Source organism: Geodermatophilus amargosae, from assembly GCF_900116515.1.
In the GTDB taxonomy this organism is placed as follows: Bacteria; Actinomycetota; Actinomycetes; order Mycobacteriales; family Geodermatophilaceae; genus Geodermatophilus; species Geodermatophilus amargosae.
Genome location: NZ_FPBA01000003.1, coordinates 215405 through 229284 on the forward strand (window position 1 = coordinate 215405; position 13880 = coordinate 229284).

12 protein-coding genes are annotated in these 13880 nt (G+C 77.0%); 3 read left to right on the forward strand and 9 right to left on the reverse strand.

Going from position 1 to position 13880, the window contains the following annotated elements:
• The 6 genes from pcaC to BM414_RS06275 form a co-directional block, all read right to left on the reverse strand.
• Positions 1-399 carry a 4-carboxymuconolactone decarboxylase gene (gene pcaC, locus BM414_RS06250; RefSeq protein WP_217644572.1) on the reverse strand — a complete coding sequence of 133 codons (399 nt, stop codon included), beginning with the start codon at positions 397-399 and terminating at the stop codon, positions 1-3.
• Positions 396-1175: a 3-oxoadipate enol-lactonase gene (pcaD, locus tag BM414_RS06255; RefSeq protein WP_093578564.1), complete on the reverse strand. Its 780-nt coding sequence runs from the start codon at positions 1173-1175 to the stop codon at positions 396-398. The genes pcaC and pcaD overlap by 4 nt, the downstream gene beginning before the upstream one ends.
• Positions 1172-2500 (reverse strand): 3-carboxy-cis,cis-muconate cycloisomerase, encoded by a 1329-nt coding sequence (gene pcaB, locus BM414_RS06260; RefSeq protein WP_093578565.1) that lies wholly within the window; start codon positions 2498-2500, stop codon positions 1172-1174. Before pcaB ends, pcaD begins: the two co-directional genes overlap by 4 nt.
• 50 nt (positions 2501-2550) lie before the next feature.
• Positions 2551-3201 (reverse strand): protocatechuate 3,4-dioxygenase subunit alpha, encoded by a 651-nt coding sequence (gene pcaG / locus BM414_RS06265; protein WP_093578566.1) that lies wholly within the window; start codon positions 3199-3201, stop codon positions 2551-2553.
• The gene (gene pcaH, locus BM414_RS06270; protein WP_093578567.1) at positions 3201-3956 is read right to left on the reverse strand and encodes a protocatechuate 3,4-dioxygenase subunit beta; all 756 of its coding nucleotides are present in this window, start codon (positions 3954-3956) and stop codon (positions 3201-3203) included. The genes pcaG and pcaH overlap by 1 nt, the downstream gene beginning before the upstream one ends.
• A gap of 68 nt (positions 3957-4024) precedes the next feature.
• Positions 4025-5728 carry an NAD(P)/FAD-dependent oxidoreductase gene (locus tag BM414_RS06275; RefSeq protein ID WP_093578568.1) on the reverse strand — a complete coding sequence of 568 codons (1704 nt, stop codon included), beginning with the start codon at positions 5726-5728 and terminating at the stop codon, positions 4025-4027.
• Positions 5729-5884: 156 nt separating this feature from the next.
• On the opposite strand from BM414_RS06275, the gene BM414_RS06280 reads away from it, so the two are divergent.
• Positions 5885-8449, forward strand: coding sequence for an ATP-binding protein (locus tag BM414_RS06280; RefSeq protein WP_175551451.1), 2565 nt, complete (start codon positions 5885-5887; stop codon positions 8447-8449).
• A gap of 18 nt (positions 8450-8467) precedes the next feature.
• On the opposite strand, the gene BM414_RS06285 is transcribed toward BM414_RS06280, so the two are convergent.
• Positions 8468-9313, reverse strand: a complete 846-nt coding sequence (locus tag BM414_RS06285) for an acetoacetate decarboxylase family protein (RefSeq protein WP_093578570.1) — start codon at positions 9311-9313, stop codon at positions 8468-8470.
• A 132-nt stretch (positions 9314-9445) separates the two neighbouring features.
• Between BM414_RS06285 and BM414_RS06290 the strand changes: the two genes are divergently transcribed.
• Entirely contained in the window at positions 9446-10189 is a 744-nt protein-coding gene (locus tag BM414_RS06290) for an IclR family transcriptional regulator (protein ID WP_245784527.1), read from the forward strand.
• A 51-nt stretch (positions 10190-10240) separates the two neighbouring features.
• Entirely contained in the window at positions 10241-11410 is a 1170-nt protein-coding gene (locus tag BM414_RS06295; RefSeq protein WP_093578572.1) for a 4-hydroxybenzoate 3-monooxygenase, read from the forward strand.
• Positions 11411-11456: 46 nt separating this feature from the next.
• Here BM414_RS06295 and BM414_RS06300 read toward each other — a convergent pair whose 3' ends face one another.
• Together BM414_RS06300 and BM414_RS06305 are read right to left on the reverse strand one after the other, a co-directional pair.
• Positions 11457-12311, reverse strand: a complete 855-nt coding sequence (locus tag BM414_RS06300) for a hypothetical protein (protein ID WP_093578573.1) — start codon at positions 12309-12311, stop codon at positions 11457-11459.
• A 46-nt stretch (positions 12312-12357) separates the two neighbouring features.
• Positions 12358-13839, reverse strand: coding sequence for a mannitol dehydrogenase family protein (locus BM414_RS06305; protein WP_093578574.1), 1482 nt, complete (start codon positions 13837-13839; stop codon positions 12358-12360).
• Positions 13840-13880: the final 41 nt, after the last annotated feature.

A 13880-nucleotide genomic window follows, 5' to 3' on the forward strand; every position in this document is an offset into this window, starting at 1 on the left:
TCAGCCGGCGCGCAGCTCCTCGAGGATCGGCCCGGCCACCTTGAACGCGTGGTTGGCGGCCGGCACCCCCGCGTAGACGGCGGCGTGCTGGATCACCTCACCGATCTCCGCGTCGCTCAGGCCGTTGCGCACGGCGGCGCGCACGTGCAGCGCGAACTCGTCCCAGTGCCGCAGCGCGATGCAGATCGACAGCGTGGCGATGCTCCGTTCCCGCCGCTCGAGGCCGGGCCGCTGCCAGACGTCGCCCCACGCCACGCGGGTGATGAAGTCCTGGAACCCCGCGGTGAACGGCGTCGTGTTCGCCACCGCCCGGTCCACCCACGCGTCGCCCAGCACCTCGCGGCGGGTCCGCATGCCCGCCTCGCGGCGCCCGTCGTCGGAGGTCAGCTCCTCGCTCACGCGTGGCTCCCCGCGGCGTCGAGGTGGGCCAGCAGCGCCCCGGTGACCTCCAGCGGTCGCTCCAGGTTGGGCAGGTGCGCGCCCGGGCTGATCGACACCAGCGTCGCCCCCGGGATCCCGTCGGCGATCAGCTGCTGGTGCGGCGGCGGCAGCGCGGGGTCCTCGGCCCCCGAGACCACCAGCGTCCGCGCGGAGATCCGTGCCAGGTCCTCACGTGCGTCGAAGTGCCCCACCGCCTCGCAGCAGGACGCGTACCCCTCGTCGTCGGCGCCGGCGATCATCGCCTCCAGGCGGGCCACGAGGTCCGGGTGCCCCGCCGCGTATGCCGGCGTCAGCCACCGGCTCACGATCGTCGGCGCCAGCGGCGCGGTCCCGCCCGAGCGAGCCTGCACCGCCCGGTCGAGGAACCCCTGCGGGTCGGGCTTCGCCGAGGTGGCCAGCAGCACCAGGCGGTCCACCCGCGAGGGCTCGCGCGCGGCCAGCCGCATCGCCGTCATCCCGCCCAGCGACAGCCCGGCCACGTGCGCCGTCCGCGCGCCGAGTCGGTCGAGCAGCGCGACGACGTCGTCGACGAGGTCGTCCACCGTGTACGGCCCGGCCGGTGCCGGCGACTCCCCGTGCCCGCGGGTGTCGTAGGTGACCACCCGGTAGCGCTCGGCGAGGGCCGGCACCTGCGGGTCCCACATCCCGCGGGTGGCCCCCAGCGAGTTGGACAGGAGGACGACCGGCGCGTCGGCCGGCCCGTCCTCGGTGTAGCTGACCTCGACCGCGCTCACGGCGTCCCTTCCACCAGCTGCTCGTGCTCGGCCAGCGCCGCGTCCACCTGCGCGCCGGCCTCCCCCGGGTCCGGGACGGCCGCGCCCAGTACCGCGGCGACGTCGACGTCGGTCCGGGTGGCGACCACCTCGGCCAGCGACCGGCCGGTGTCGCGTGCGTGCCGGGTCGCCTCCGCGGCCGCGTCGTGCGCCGCGCCCTGTCCGAGCGAGGGCGTCAGCGCCTCGGCCAGCGCCCCGGCGAGCGAACCCTCGCCCGCCGCGGCCACCGTGTCCGCCATCCGGCCCACGTCGGGCCGCAGTCCCCGCAGGCTCTCGGCCAGCCACGCCGCGGCCGAGCCCACCGTCGTCAGCAGGTCGGTCAGCGTGGGCCACTCGCTGTGCCACGCCCCGGCCGCCCGCTCGTGCTCCTGCTCCATGGCGCCCAGCAGCGTGGCCACCAGCCCCGGCGCCCGCCGGGCGCAGGCCCGCGCCGAGATCGCGGCGACCGGGTTGCGCTTGTGCGGCATCGCCGACGACCCGCCGCGGCCCTCGCCGACCTCGGCGGCCTCGGCCACCTCCGTCTGCGCCAGCAGCACCACGTCGACGGCGACGGTCGCCACCACGCCCGCCGCCGCGCCCAGCGCGCCGGCCAGGTCGGCCACCGGCAGCCGCACGGTGGACCAGGGGACGGCGGGCGCCACCAGCCCGAGGTCGGCGGCCAGCGCCTCGCGCACCGCCACCCCGGCGCCCGACGACGCCGCGAGCGTCCCCACCGCGCCGCCGTACTGCACCGGCAGGGAGGCGACCACCTCGGCCAGCCGCAGCCGCGCGCCGTCGAGACCCGCCAGCCAGGTCGCCGCCTTGAGCCCGAACGTCGTCGGCAACGCCTGCTGCATCAGCGTGCGGCCCATGACGAGGTCGTCGCGGTGCCTCCGCGCCAGCGCGGCGCAGACCTCGGCCGCCGCGGCGAGGTCGGCGTCGACCTCCGCCACCGCCTGCCGGGCCAGCAGCACCAGCGCGGTGTCGACGACGTCCTGGCTGGTGGCGCCCACGTGCACGGCGACGGCGTCGCGCTCCCCCACCGCGCCCTGCAGCGCCCGCACCAGCGGCGGCACCGGGTTGCCGGCGTCGGCGGCGCGGGCGACGACGGTCGCGAGGTCCAGCCCCGCGGGGTCGGCGCAGGCCGCCGTCACCGCGTCCGCCGCCGTCGCGGGCACCAGGCCCACCGTGGCTGCCGCGCGGGCCAGCGCCGCCTCGACCTCCAGCAGCGCGCGGAACCAGGCGTCGTCGGAGACGGCCGCCGCCGCACCGCCACGGGCGAAGGTGCCGGCGAACAGACCTGTCACGTCGTCCTTCCTACCGGCGGGCGCGGGTGCACGCTCGGACGGCGGTGCACTCAGACGGCGAAGAAGACCGTCTCGCGGTCCCCCTGCAGGTACACGTCGAAGCGGTAGCCGTCGTCGGTGGGCGTGGCCAGCAGCGTCTCCCGGCGGTCCTCCGGCAGGCCCTGCAGGACGACGTCCTCGGCGTTGGCCTCGGCCTCGTCGGCGAAGTAGATCCGGGTGACGACGCGGTCGAGCAGGCCGCGGGCGAAGACGGAGACGTCGACGTGCGGCGCCTGCAGGCCGCCCTCGCCGTCGGGCACCCGGCCCGGCTTGAGGGTGAACACCTCGAACTCGCCGCTGAGCGTCTGGGCGCGGGCGTACCCGCGGAAGCCGGGGTGGGTCGACGCGCCGCGCGGGTCCTCGGGCGAGGCGAAGCCGCCGTCCGGGTCGGCCTGCCAGGTCTCGACCATCGCGTCGGGGACGACGTCGCCGTTGCCGTCGAACACCCGGCCGCGGATCCAGATGCCGCCGGGGGTGCCCTCGGCCGCGGCGTAGACGCCGTCGGGCCAGGTCAGGCCGATGGCCAGGTACGGCCCGACGGTCGCGCTGGGGGTGGTGCCCAGCCGCAGCGGCCCGGTGAGGAAGCCGGTACCGCGCTGCCCGGAGCGGGGCTGGAAGGGGGCGGCCGGGTCCGGCGGCACCTCGAGGGGGTTGACGGTCATCAGGCCACGTCTCCGTCGTCCTCGGTCTCGAAGGGGGTCTGGTCCGTGCCGCGCAGCACGATGTCCCACTCGAACGCGAGCGCCCAGTTGTCCTGGGTCCGGTCGAGGGAGTACCGGCTGACCGCCCGGTAGCGGGCGGCGGGCGGGATGGCGTTGTAGATCGGGTCCTGGCCGAACAGCGGGTCGTCCGGGAAGTACATCTGGGTGACCAGGCGCTGGGTGAAGGCCCGGCCGAACAGGCTGAAGTGGATGTGCGCCGGCCGCCACGCGTTGTGGTGGTTGCCCCACGGGTACGCGCCGGGCTTGATCGTCATGAACTCGTAGCGGCCCAGGCTGTCGGTGACCACCCGGCCCAGCCCGTCGAAGTGTGGGTCCAGCGGCGCCGGCCAGTTGTCCACCACGTGCCGGTAGCGGCCCGAGGCGTTGGCCTGCCACACCTCGACCAGCGCGCCCGGCACGGCGCGGCCGTCGCTGTCGAGGACCCGCCCGTACACGAGGATCCGCTGGCCGATCGCCTCGCCGCCGTTGCGCCACGTGAGGTCGGCGTCGGTGGGCAGCACCCGGTCCTCGCCGAGCACCGGGCCGGTGACCTCGGTGAGCCGGTGCGGCAGGTCGACCGGCGTCCGCAGCGGTGCGCGCAGCCCGGTGCTGCGGTAGTCCGGGAACGCGACCGGCGTCCGGGCGGCGGCCTCCTCGCGGACGTAGCGCGGCAGGTGCAGACCCGGCGGGGGCGCCGTCGGTGTGGTCCCGGTCATACCGGGAACCTACGGCCGCCCGGCGACGCGCCCCAAGCCAGTGGTCCCGCTGGACGGAAGGACGCCGGTCACCGGGCAGCGGCGAGCGAGGCCAGGTGGGCGTGCACCAGCGTCACCGCCAGCGCCCCCTCCCCCACCGCCGAGGCCACCCGCTTGACCGAGCCCTGGCGCACGTCGCCGGCGGCGAACACCCCCGGCGTCGACGTCTCCAGCAGCGCCGGCGGCCGGTCCAGCGGCCAGGCCGGCGCGACGCCGTCACCGGTGAGCGCGGCCCCGGTCAGCAGGAAGCCCCACCGGTCGCGGGCCAGCGTCCCGACGAGCCAGTCGGTGCGCGGCTCGCTGCCGATCATCACGAAGAGCATCCCGGGCTCCTCGTCCTCCGCGCCGGTGTCGAGGTCGCGCAGGACGACGGTCTCCAGGACGTCGCTGCCGCGCCCCCCGGCCACCTGGACGCGGTACCGGATCTCGACCCGCGGCAGCGCGACCAGCTCGCGGATGAGGTAGTCCGACATCGTCTCGGTCAGGGACGACCGTCGGACCAGCAGCGTCACCTTCTCGGCGTAGCGGGAGAGGTACACCGCCGCCTGCCCGGCCGAGTTCCCCCCGCCGACGACGAACACGTGCCGGCCGGCCATCGCCGGCGCCTCGCTGACCGCCGCGCCGTAGAAGACGCCGCGGCCGGTGAACGCCTCCAGCTCCGGCACGCCGATGCGCCGCCAGGCCGCGCCGGTGGCGACGACCACGGTCCGCGCCCGCACCGCCGAGCCGTCGCCGAGCGCCACCCGGTGCAGGCCGTCTTCCGTGCTCAGCGAGGCGGCGGAGCGCATGAAGGAGAACCGGGTGCCGAACGCCCACGCCTGCTGGTAGGCCGAGAAGGCCAGCCGGCTGCCGCTGACGCCGGTGGGGAACCCGAGGTAGTTGCGGATCAGCGAGCTGGTGCCGGCCTGCCCGCCCACCGCCTCGCACTCCAGCTGCAGGGTGTCCAGACCCTCGGAGGCGGCGTACACGCTCGCGCCGAGCCCCGCCGGCCCGGCACCCACGACGACGACGTCGTGCACGGCGTCGGGGTCCAGCGGGTCGAACAGGCCGAACGCCTCGGCCACCTCGAGGTCCGACGGCGCCTGCAGCACGGTCTGCTCCGGCTTGAAGCGGACGACGACGACCGGCAGCCGGGGCTGCTCGACGCCCAGGTCGGCGAGCAGCGCGCGGCCGCCGGGGGTGCCGGCCTCGTAGAAGCCGAGCGGGATGCGGTTGCGGGTCATCTGGTCGCGCAGGTGCTGGGCGTGCGGGTCCCAGCGGTCGCCGACGATCCGCACCGCCTCGAACCCACCGTCCTGCCGGGAGGACCACTCGTCGAGCACCTCGGTGACCGACCGGTGGAACTCCTCGTCGGCGCGGCCCTGCGGCGCGTACACCCAGCGGTCCAGCTGGCCGACGGTGATGGCCTCGAAGATCGGCCGGGCGGTGGCGAAGTCCCCCCACCGCACCAGCGCCACCGCCACCGCGCCGGGGTGACCGGCGTGGCAGGTGCGCAGCACGTCGAGGCCGTCGGGGTCACCCTCACCGAGTGCGCCCAGCAGGACGGCGACGAGGGGGTCGCCCGCGGCGTGCAGCGCCGTCTCGACCTCGCCGTGACCGGTGCCACCGACCACCCGGTAGTCGCTGCCGTAGCGGCGCTCGAGCTCCCGGGTGGTGGCGGTCCGCATGCCGTCGTCCCGGGCGACGACGACCAGCGCGGTGCCGCTCTCGGGCTGGTCCTGGGCGTGGTGCACGACGGTCTCCGAGTGCGCGCGTCCCCGTGCGGCGCCATGCAACCACCGCCGCCGGGGCACTGTCACCGGGTTACGGGACGCCGCCGCCGTCCCTAGACTCCGCGACGTCGACGACCCGGACGGGCGGTGCGCCCGTCGACGGGGCGGGAGGTGCACGTGAGCGCACCGGCGAGGGCGGCCGGGACCTCTCCGGCGACCATCGCGACCCCCGACCGGCGGCTGCGCGTGTTCGTCTCCTCCACGCTCGAGGAACTGGCCGCCGAGCGCCGCGCGGTCCGCGACGCGGTCGCCCGGCTGCGGTTGACCCCGGTCATGTTCGAGCTCGGTGCGCGCCCGCACCCGCCGCGGGACCTCTACCGCGCCTACCTCGTGCAGAGCGAGGTCTTCGTCGGCATCTACGGCGACCGCTACGGCTGGGTCGGCCCGGACATGGAGGTCTCGGGCCTGGAGGACGAGATCGACCTGTCGGCCGGCATGCCGCGGCTGCTCTACGTCCGCACGCCCGCCCCCGGCCGCGAACCCCGGCTGGCCCGGCTGCTGGAGCGGGTGCAGGCCGAGGGCGGGGTGTCCACCACGCCCTACGGCGACCCGGCCGAGCTGGCCGAGCGGGTCGCCGACGACCTCGCCGTGCTGCTCAGCGAGCGCTTCGCCCGGCCCGCCGCCGCACCGCCCGGGCTGGCGGCCGGCTGGCTGCCCACGCCGCCGACGCCGATGGTCGACCGCACCGCGGAGTTGGCCACGGTCACCGGCCTGCTCGCCGACCCCGCCGTGCGGCTGGTGGTGCTCACCGGCCCGGGCGGCATCGGCAAGACCCGGCTGGCGCTGGCCGCGGCCGCGGCGGCGGAACCGGGCCGGGACGGGACGTGGTTCGTCGACCTCGCCGCCGTCCGCGACCCCGCCGACGTCCCCGCGGCGGTCGCCGAGGCGGTCGGGGTGTCCGCCGAGGGCAGCCGCCCGCTGCTGGAGCTGGTGGCCGACCGGCTGGCCGGCCGGTCGGCGCTGGTCGTCGTCGACAACCTCGAGCAGGTGGCCGCGGCCGCTCCGGACCTGGCGGTCCTGCTGGCCCGCTGTCCGAGGACCCAGCTGCTGGTGACCAGCCGCACCGTGCTGCGGCTGCGCGGCGAGCACGACGTCCCGATCGAACCGCTCGGGACACCGGCCCCCGGCGAGGACGGGGCCGTGGCGGCTCCGGCGGTGGAGCTGTTCGTCGCCCGCGCCCGGCAGGCCGATCCGGCGTTCCGGCTCACCGAGGCCACGGCCGGCCCGGTGGGCGAGCTGGTCCGCCGGCTCGACGGCCTGCCGCTGGCGGTGGAGCTGGCCGCGGCCCGCGTCCGCACGCTGCCCCCGCGGCTGCTGCTCGCCCGCCTCGACCGGGCGCTCGACCTCGGCGACCCCGACGTCGACGTGCCCGACCGCCAGCGCACGCTGCGGACCACGATCGCCTGGAGCCACGACCTGCTCGACGAGGACGGCCGGGCGCTGCTGGCCCGGCTGTCGGTCTGCGCCGACGGCTGCACGCTCGACACCGCCGAGGTCGTGGGCGCCGACGGCGGGGACCTCGACGTCGTGGAGACGCTGTCGGCGCTGGTCGGGCACAGCCTGGTGACCCCCACCGACACCGGCGACGGCGAGCCGCGCTTCCGCATGCTCGAGCTGGTGCGCGCGTTCGCCGCCGAGCGGCTGCGCGAGCGCGGCGAGGAGGAGTCGACCCGCGCCCGGTGGGCGCAGCACCTGGCGGAGCTGGGCGCCGAGGCCGGCGCCGGGCTGGCCGGCCCGGCCGCCCGGCTGTGGCGGGCCCGGCTGGACGCCGAGACCGCCGACCTGCGGGCGGCTCTCCGGTGGGCCGTGGCCACCGACCGCGCCGAGCTGGCGGTGCGGCTGACCGCACCGCTGGTGCGCTGGTGGTGGGCGCGCGGGCTGCTGCCGGACATGGCCGCGCTCGCCGAGCGGACCGCGGCACTGCCGTCGGCCGCCGCGCTCCCGCCCGACCTGGCCGGCCGGCTGGCCTGGGCGCGGGCCGCCCTGCGGATCGCCGTCGGCAGCCCTGACCGCGCCGTCCCCCTGCTCGACGGCGTGGTCGACGACGCGCGCCGGCGGGACGACGCGTGGCTGCTGGGCCACGCCCTCGGCGCGCGGGCGATGACGCTGACGCCGGGCGACCCCGACGTGGTCGCGCTGCTCGACGAGGGCCTGGCGCACCTGCGGCGCAGCGGGGACGGCTGGTCGGTCGCCTTCAGCGGCATGCTGCGCGGGGCGGTGGCGCTGGCCGGCGGGGACCTCGCCGCGGCCGAGCGGGTCGCCGGGGAGGCGCGCGACCTGGCCGCGGCGGCCGCCGACGACCAGCTCGCCGCGCTGCTCACCGACGCCCTCGCGCTCGCCGCGCTGCTGGCCGGCGACCTGCCCCGCACGCGGGCCCGGCTGCAGGAGGCCGCGGCGCTGCACCGGAGCACCCGCGACCTGGAGGGCGTGGCGTCCTGCCTCGAGGTGCTCGCCGCGCTGGCCCTCGCCGAGGACCGGACCGCCGCGGCCGCCCGGTTCGCAGGCGCGGCCGACGCCGCCCGCGCCGGCCTGGGGGTGGCGCGCTGGTCGCCGAACCAGGCGCTGGCCGACCGGCTCCGCGAGGCGCTGCGGGCCGCGATGGGCGACGACGAGGAGCGGCGGGCGCGGGCGGCGGGCGCGGCGCTCGGCCCCTGGGCGGCCCTGGACGAGGCGCTCGCCTGATCACGCGGCGCTCCCCGATCAGACGGAGGCGGGCTCCGGGTACTGCGACAGCGGCGCGGTCCCCGGGTGCGCCACGGTGAACCGCCCGAGTTCGGCGTCCCGTCCGGGGTGGACGGCGCCGGGCGCCGGGTCGGCGGGTCCGAGCGTGCGGCCGGCGGGCAGCGTGCTGCGGTGCTCCACGGACCGGAAGGCGGCCAGCGGCGCCGGCGACAGCCCGAGCCGGCGCAGCGCGTCGGCCACCGGGTGGTCCCCGAGGACGAGACCCGCCGCGCCGGGCCCCGGGTGGGCCTGCCAGCGGGCGAGCACCGGGGTCGTCGTCTCCAGCAGCCGCCCGCCGCGCACCGACCACAGCCGCCGCGACCGGGTGCCGCGCAGCGCCGGCCCCCCGGCGGACACGGTGTGGACCAGCACCTCGACACCGTCCTCGGACAGCCGGACGCGCTGGCTGCCGGGGGCGTCGAGGAAGTCCATGTCGGCGAGCCACTTCGGCAGGCCCCACTCGGCGCGGCCGACGTCGCGCGCCTCGCGCGAGGTCACCGGCAGCTGCAGCACGAAGCCGCCCGTCATGGGCCGGCCGCCTCCCCGTGCGGCCGGCCCGGCCAGGACCCCGGCGGTCACGCCGACCTCGCCGTAGGGCGCCAGCAGGTGCGTGCCGCCGTCGGTGCCGGTCCAGGTGACCGTGCGGTGGCGCAGGGCGTGCACCGCCACCACCGTGCGGCCGCCGGGCCCGGGCAGCGGCCGCAGCAGGACGCGGCCGCGGTCGCGGGGCAGCAGCGCGGCCACCGCCTCGGCCGAGGCGAGGTGGTAGGAGCTGGCGACCGCCGTGTCGTGGTAGGCCAGCGGCAGCCGCACGGGCTCGGTCATCCCCCACCACCTCCGGATCCGGTACAGCACAGCGGCTCGGCGACGAGCGCGGCAGGGCCCGAGGTCCCTGGCGCTTCCGCTGGGTGGGAGACTCCCGGCATGGCCGGTGGCGCGACGGAGCGGGGACGATCGGTGACCTCGCGCGCGCTCGCCGTCCTCGACGCCTTCGACGCGAGCACGCCCCGGCTGACCCTCACCGAGATCGCCGAGCGGTCGGGCACGCCGCTCACCACCGCCCACCGGCTGCTGGCCGAGCTCACCGACTGGGGAGCGCTGGCCCGCCGTGCCGACGGCCGCTACGAGATCGGCCGCCGGCTCTGGGACCTCGGCCTGCTGGCCCCCGTCTCGCTGGAGCTGCGCCAGGTGGCCGCGCCGTTCCTGCTCGACGTGCACACGGCCACGCGCGACACCGTCCACCTCGCCGTCCGCGACGGCCTGTCGGCGCTCTACGTCGAGCGCATCTCCGGCCGCGAGTCGGTGGCGGTGGTCAGCCAGGTCGGCAGCCGGCTGCCGCTGCACGCCACCGGCGTCGGCAAGGTACTGCTGGCCGCGGCGCCCGACGACGTCGTCGCCGAGGCCCTCGCCGCGCCCGCCCGCGCCACGCGGCACACCGTCGTCGACCCCGCCCGGTTGCGCCGCGAGCTGTCCGAGGTGCACCGCCGCGGCTGGGCGCGCACCGCGGAGGAGATGTCGCTGGGCACGCTGTCGGTCGCGGTCCCGGTGCGGGTGGAGCGCGGCAGCGGCGTCGTCGTCGCCGCGGCGCTGGGGATCGTCGTCCCCAGCCACCGGCGCGACCTCCCCCGCCTCGTGCCGGTCCTGGAGGTCGCCGCCCGCGGGATCGGGCGGGCGCTGGCGCGCGCGGCGCACTTCCGCTGAGCGGGAGGCCGCGGTGTCGCCGGGCGCGTAGCCGGGGTCACACTCGGCCGCATGCGCACCCAGGTGGGGATCATCGGCGCCGGCCCGGCCGGCCTGCTGCTGTCACGGCTGCTGGCCCTGCAGGGCATCGACTCGGTGGTGGTGGAGAACCGCTCGCGGGAGTACGTCGAGGCACGCATCCGCGCCGGCATCCTCGAGCAGGGCACCGTCGACGTGCTCACCGAGGCCGGCATGGGCGAGCGGCTGCACCGCGAGGGCCTGGAGCACCGCGGCGTGTACCTGCAGTACCCGGGCGTGCGCCACCAGCTGGACTTCCCCGAGCTGTGCGGCCGCCGGGTGTGGGTGTACGGCCAGACCGAGGTGGTCAAGGACCTCGTCGCCGCGCAGCTGGCCGGCGGCCCGCCGCTGCACTTCGACGTCTCCGACGTCGCGATCGAGGACGTCGACACCGACAGCCCGCGCATCCGGTTCACCGACGCCCTGGGCACGCCGCAGGTGCTCGAGTGCGACGTCGTGGCCGGCACCGACGGCTTCCACGGCCCGTCGCGGGCCGTCGTCGCCGAGGGCACCCACCAGCAGCTGTGGGAGCGCACCTACCCCTACGCGTGGCTCGGCATCCTCGCCGAGGCCGCTCCGGCCACCGACGAGCTCATCTACGCCTGGCACCCCGACGGCTTCGCGCTCTACTCGATGCGCTCGCCGAGCGTGTCGCGGCTCTACCTGCAGGTCGACCCGGCGGAGAAGATCGAGGACTGGTCCGACGACCGCATCTGGGAGGGCCTGGCCACCCGGTTCGCGCACGAGGGGTGGGAGATCAGCACCGGCCCGGTGATCGAGAAGTCGGTCCTGCCGATGCGGTCGTTCGTCAGCGCCCCGATGCGCCGCGGCCGGCTGTTCCTCGCCGGCGACGCCGCGCACATCGTGCCGCCCACCGGCGCCAAGGGCCTCAACCTCGCCGTCGCCGACGTCGTCCTGCTCTCCCGGGCGCTGGTGCGGCTGCTGCAGGAGAAGGAGACCGACCTCGTCGACGCCTACTCCGACACGGCGCTGCAGCGGGTCTGGCGGGCCACCCACTTCTCCTGGTGGATGACCTCGATGCTGCACACCACCGGCGACCCCTTCGACGCCGAGCTGCAGCTGTCGCAGCTGCGCCGGGTGTGCAGCTCCGAGGCCGCCGCCCGCGAGCTGGCGGAGAACTACACCGGCCTGCCGTTCGGCTGAGCCCTGCCGGTCAGCCGAGCCCTGCCGTTCAACCGAGCCCTGCCGTTCACGTGAGCAGGGCGGCCACCCGGTCGGCGGTGCCGGGCGCCAGGGGCAGGTGCGGCAGCACGCCGCCCACCTCCTCGGGCTCCAGGCCCTGACCGAGCAGGGCGGCCACCAGCGCCCGGGCGTCGGCCGGCGGCACCGGGGAGGGCAGGCCGGCCTCCCGGACGGCGGCCAGCGCGAGGAACAGCGCGCCGGCCAGCCCCTCGTCCGACTCGGGCTGCACGGGCGCCGGTGCGGCGGCGGCGCGGGTGGCGGCCTCGGCGGCGCGGACCAGCGACAGCGGCAGCCCCTCGGACTCGACCTCCAGCAGCGGGGTGCGCCCCAGCGCCGCGAGCACGAGGTGCTCGGCCTCCAGGCGCAGCGGCTCCTCCCACTCGCCGGCGCGGACGACGTCGGCCGGCTCGGCGTCGACGGGGTCCTCGCCCAGGTCGTCGAGCAGCTCGGCCCACTGCCCGGGGCGGGTGCGGCGGGCGCGGTCGGCGGCCAGCAGGCAGGTCTCGTGGACGAACGGCTCGACGACCTCGCGGTCGAACCGGTCGGCGAAGACGGTGCCGTCGGCGTCGACGGCGTTGAGCGCGTCCTGGAAGCTGCCCGGGCTGGCGTCACCGAGCTCGATGCGGCCGTCCTCCTCGCCCGACAGGGCCTGCCCGGTGGCGGCGCGGTCCCCCATCGTGGAGCCGGTGGACACCAGCCGGCCGCGCAGCCGCAGGTGGTGCGGCCGGTCGGACAGGCCCACGCTCCACGCGCAGGCCTCGGCGATCAGCGCCGCGCGGCGCTCGCGCAGCAGCTCACGGCCCAGCAGACCGAACCAGTCGGCCTCGAAGCCCGTGCTCCCGAACCCCGTGCCTCCGAACACGGCAACCGTTCTACCCGGCGCGCACCGCCCTCAGCACGGACCGTCCTCAGCGCACCCGCCGGCCGCGGACGAGGTCCTCGACGGTGGCCCGGGTCCCCCGCCGGCGCAGGGAGGTCAGCGTCTCGGTGAAGGCGGCGGCCACCCGGGGGTCCTCGGCCAGGTCGCCGAAGACGTCGCGCTCCCGGAGGAAGGCCAACGGGTCGGCGTCCCGGGCCCGGGCGAGCAGCGCGTCGCGCCGGGGGTCGGAGAGCTCGACCGGGCGCCCGGTGTCGTCGGTGCCCTCGGCGGTGCGCGCCCACCCGGCGAGGACGGCGACCGACCGGCGGATCTCGCGCCCGGCGGCGAGGTCGGCGCGCAGCACGGGCAGCAGGAACTGCGGGATGCGGTCGGAGGCGTTCTCACACAACCGGGCCAGGGTGTCGCGGACGGCGGGGTTGGCGAACCGGCCCACCAGGTCTGCGCGGTAGCGGCGCAGGTCGATGCCGGGCACCGGCGGGAGGGTCGGCGTCGCCTCCTCGTCGAGGTAGCCGAGGAGGAACTCGCGGAACAGCGGGTCCTGGCTGGCCTCGTGCACGTACGCGTGGCCGGCCAGCCGGCCGAGGTGGCCGAGCACCTGGTGGCCGGCGTTGAGCAGCCGCAGCTTCATCAGCTCGTAGGGCGCGACGTCGTCGACGAGCTGCACGCCGACGTCCTCCAGCGGCGGCCGGCCGCCGGGGAACGCGTCCTCGAGCACCCACTGCGTGTACGGCTCGCAGACCACCGGCCACGCGTCCTCGACGCCGAAGCGGCGGGCCAGGTCGGCGCGGTCGTCGTCGGTGGTGACGGGGGTGATCCGGTCGACCATGGAGTTCGGGAAGGGCACCTCGGCCGCCACCCACTCCCCCAGCTCCGGGTCGCGCAGCGTGGCGAACGCGCCGAACGCGGCCCGGGCGAGGTGGCCGTTGCCGGGGATGTTGTCGCAGGAGACGACGGCGAAGGGCGCCAGCCCGCGCTCGCGCCGCCGGACGAGGGCCTCGGTGACCAGCCCGAACGTCGTCCGCGGGAGGGCGCCGGGCTGCAGGTCGGCGACGACATCGGGTGCGGCGGTGTCGAAGGCGCCGGTGTCGGGTGAGGTGTTGTAGCCGCCCTCGGTCACCGTCAGCGAGACGATGCGGGTGCCCGGCGCGGCCATCTTCTCGACCACCGCCTCGGGGTCGTCGGGCGCGAGGAGGTACTCCACCACCGAGCCGACCACGCGGGCGTCGAGGAACCCGTCGGCGTGCTTGACGACGAGGGTGTACAGGCAGTCCTGCGCCGCCATGACCTCCGCCATCCGGCGGTCCGAGGGCAGCACGCCGACGCCGCAGATGCCCCAGTCCTGCGCCTGCCCCGACTCCAGCAGCCGGTCGACGTACATCGCCTCGTGCGACCGGTGGAAGCCCCCGACACCCAGGTGCACGATGCCGACGCCCACCGCCGACCGGTCGTAGCGCGGCGTCCACACCGACGGGCCCAGCGTGGGCAGCGTCGTCGCGTCGAGCCGGGGCATCGGCGGTCCTCCTCGGGTGCGGTCCCCGGGGCTACCCGTCC

Bases quoted from the DNA above. Each gene is read 5' to 3' on its own strand.
- BM414_RS06295 (WP_093578572.1), top strand. From the start codon at position 10,241: ATGCGCACCCAGGTGGGGATCATCGGCGCCGGCCCGGCCGGCCTGCTG.
- pcaG (WP_093578566.1), bottom strand. From the start codon at position 3,201: ATGACCGTCAACCCCCTCGAGGTGCCGCCGGACCCGGCCGCCCCCTTC.
- BM414_RS06305 (WP_093578574.1), bottom strand. From the start codon at position 13,839: ATGCCCCGGCTCGACGCGACGACGCTGCCCACGCTGGGCCCGTCGGTG.
- pcaH (WP_093578567.1), bottom strand. From the start codon at position 3,956: ATGACCGGGACCACACCGACGGCGCCCCCGCCGGGTCTGCACCTGCCG.
- BM414_RS06285 (WP_093578570.1), bottom strand. From the start codon at position 9,313: ATGACCGAGCCCGTGCGGCTGCCGCTGGCCTACCACGACACGGCGGTC.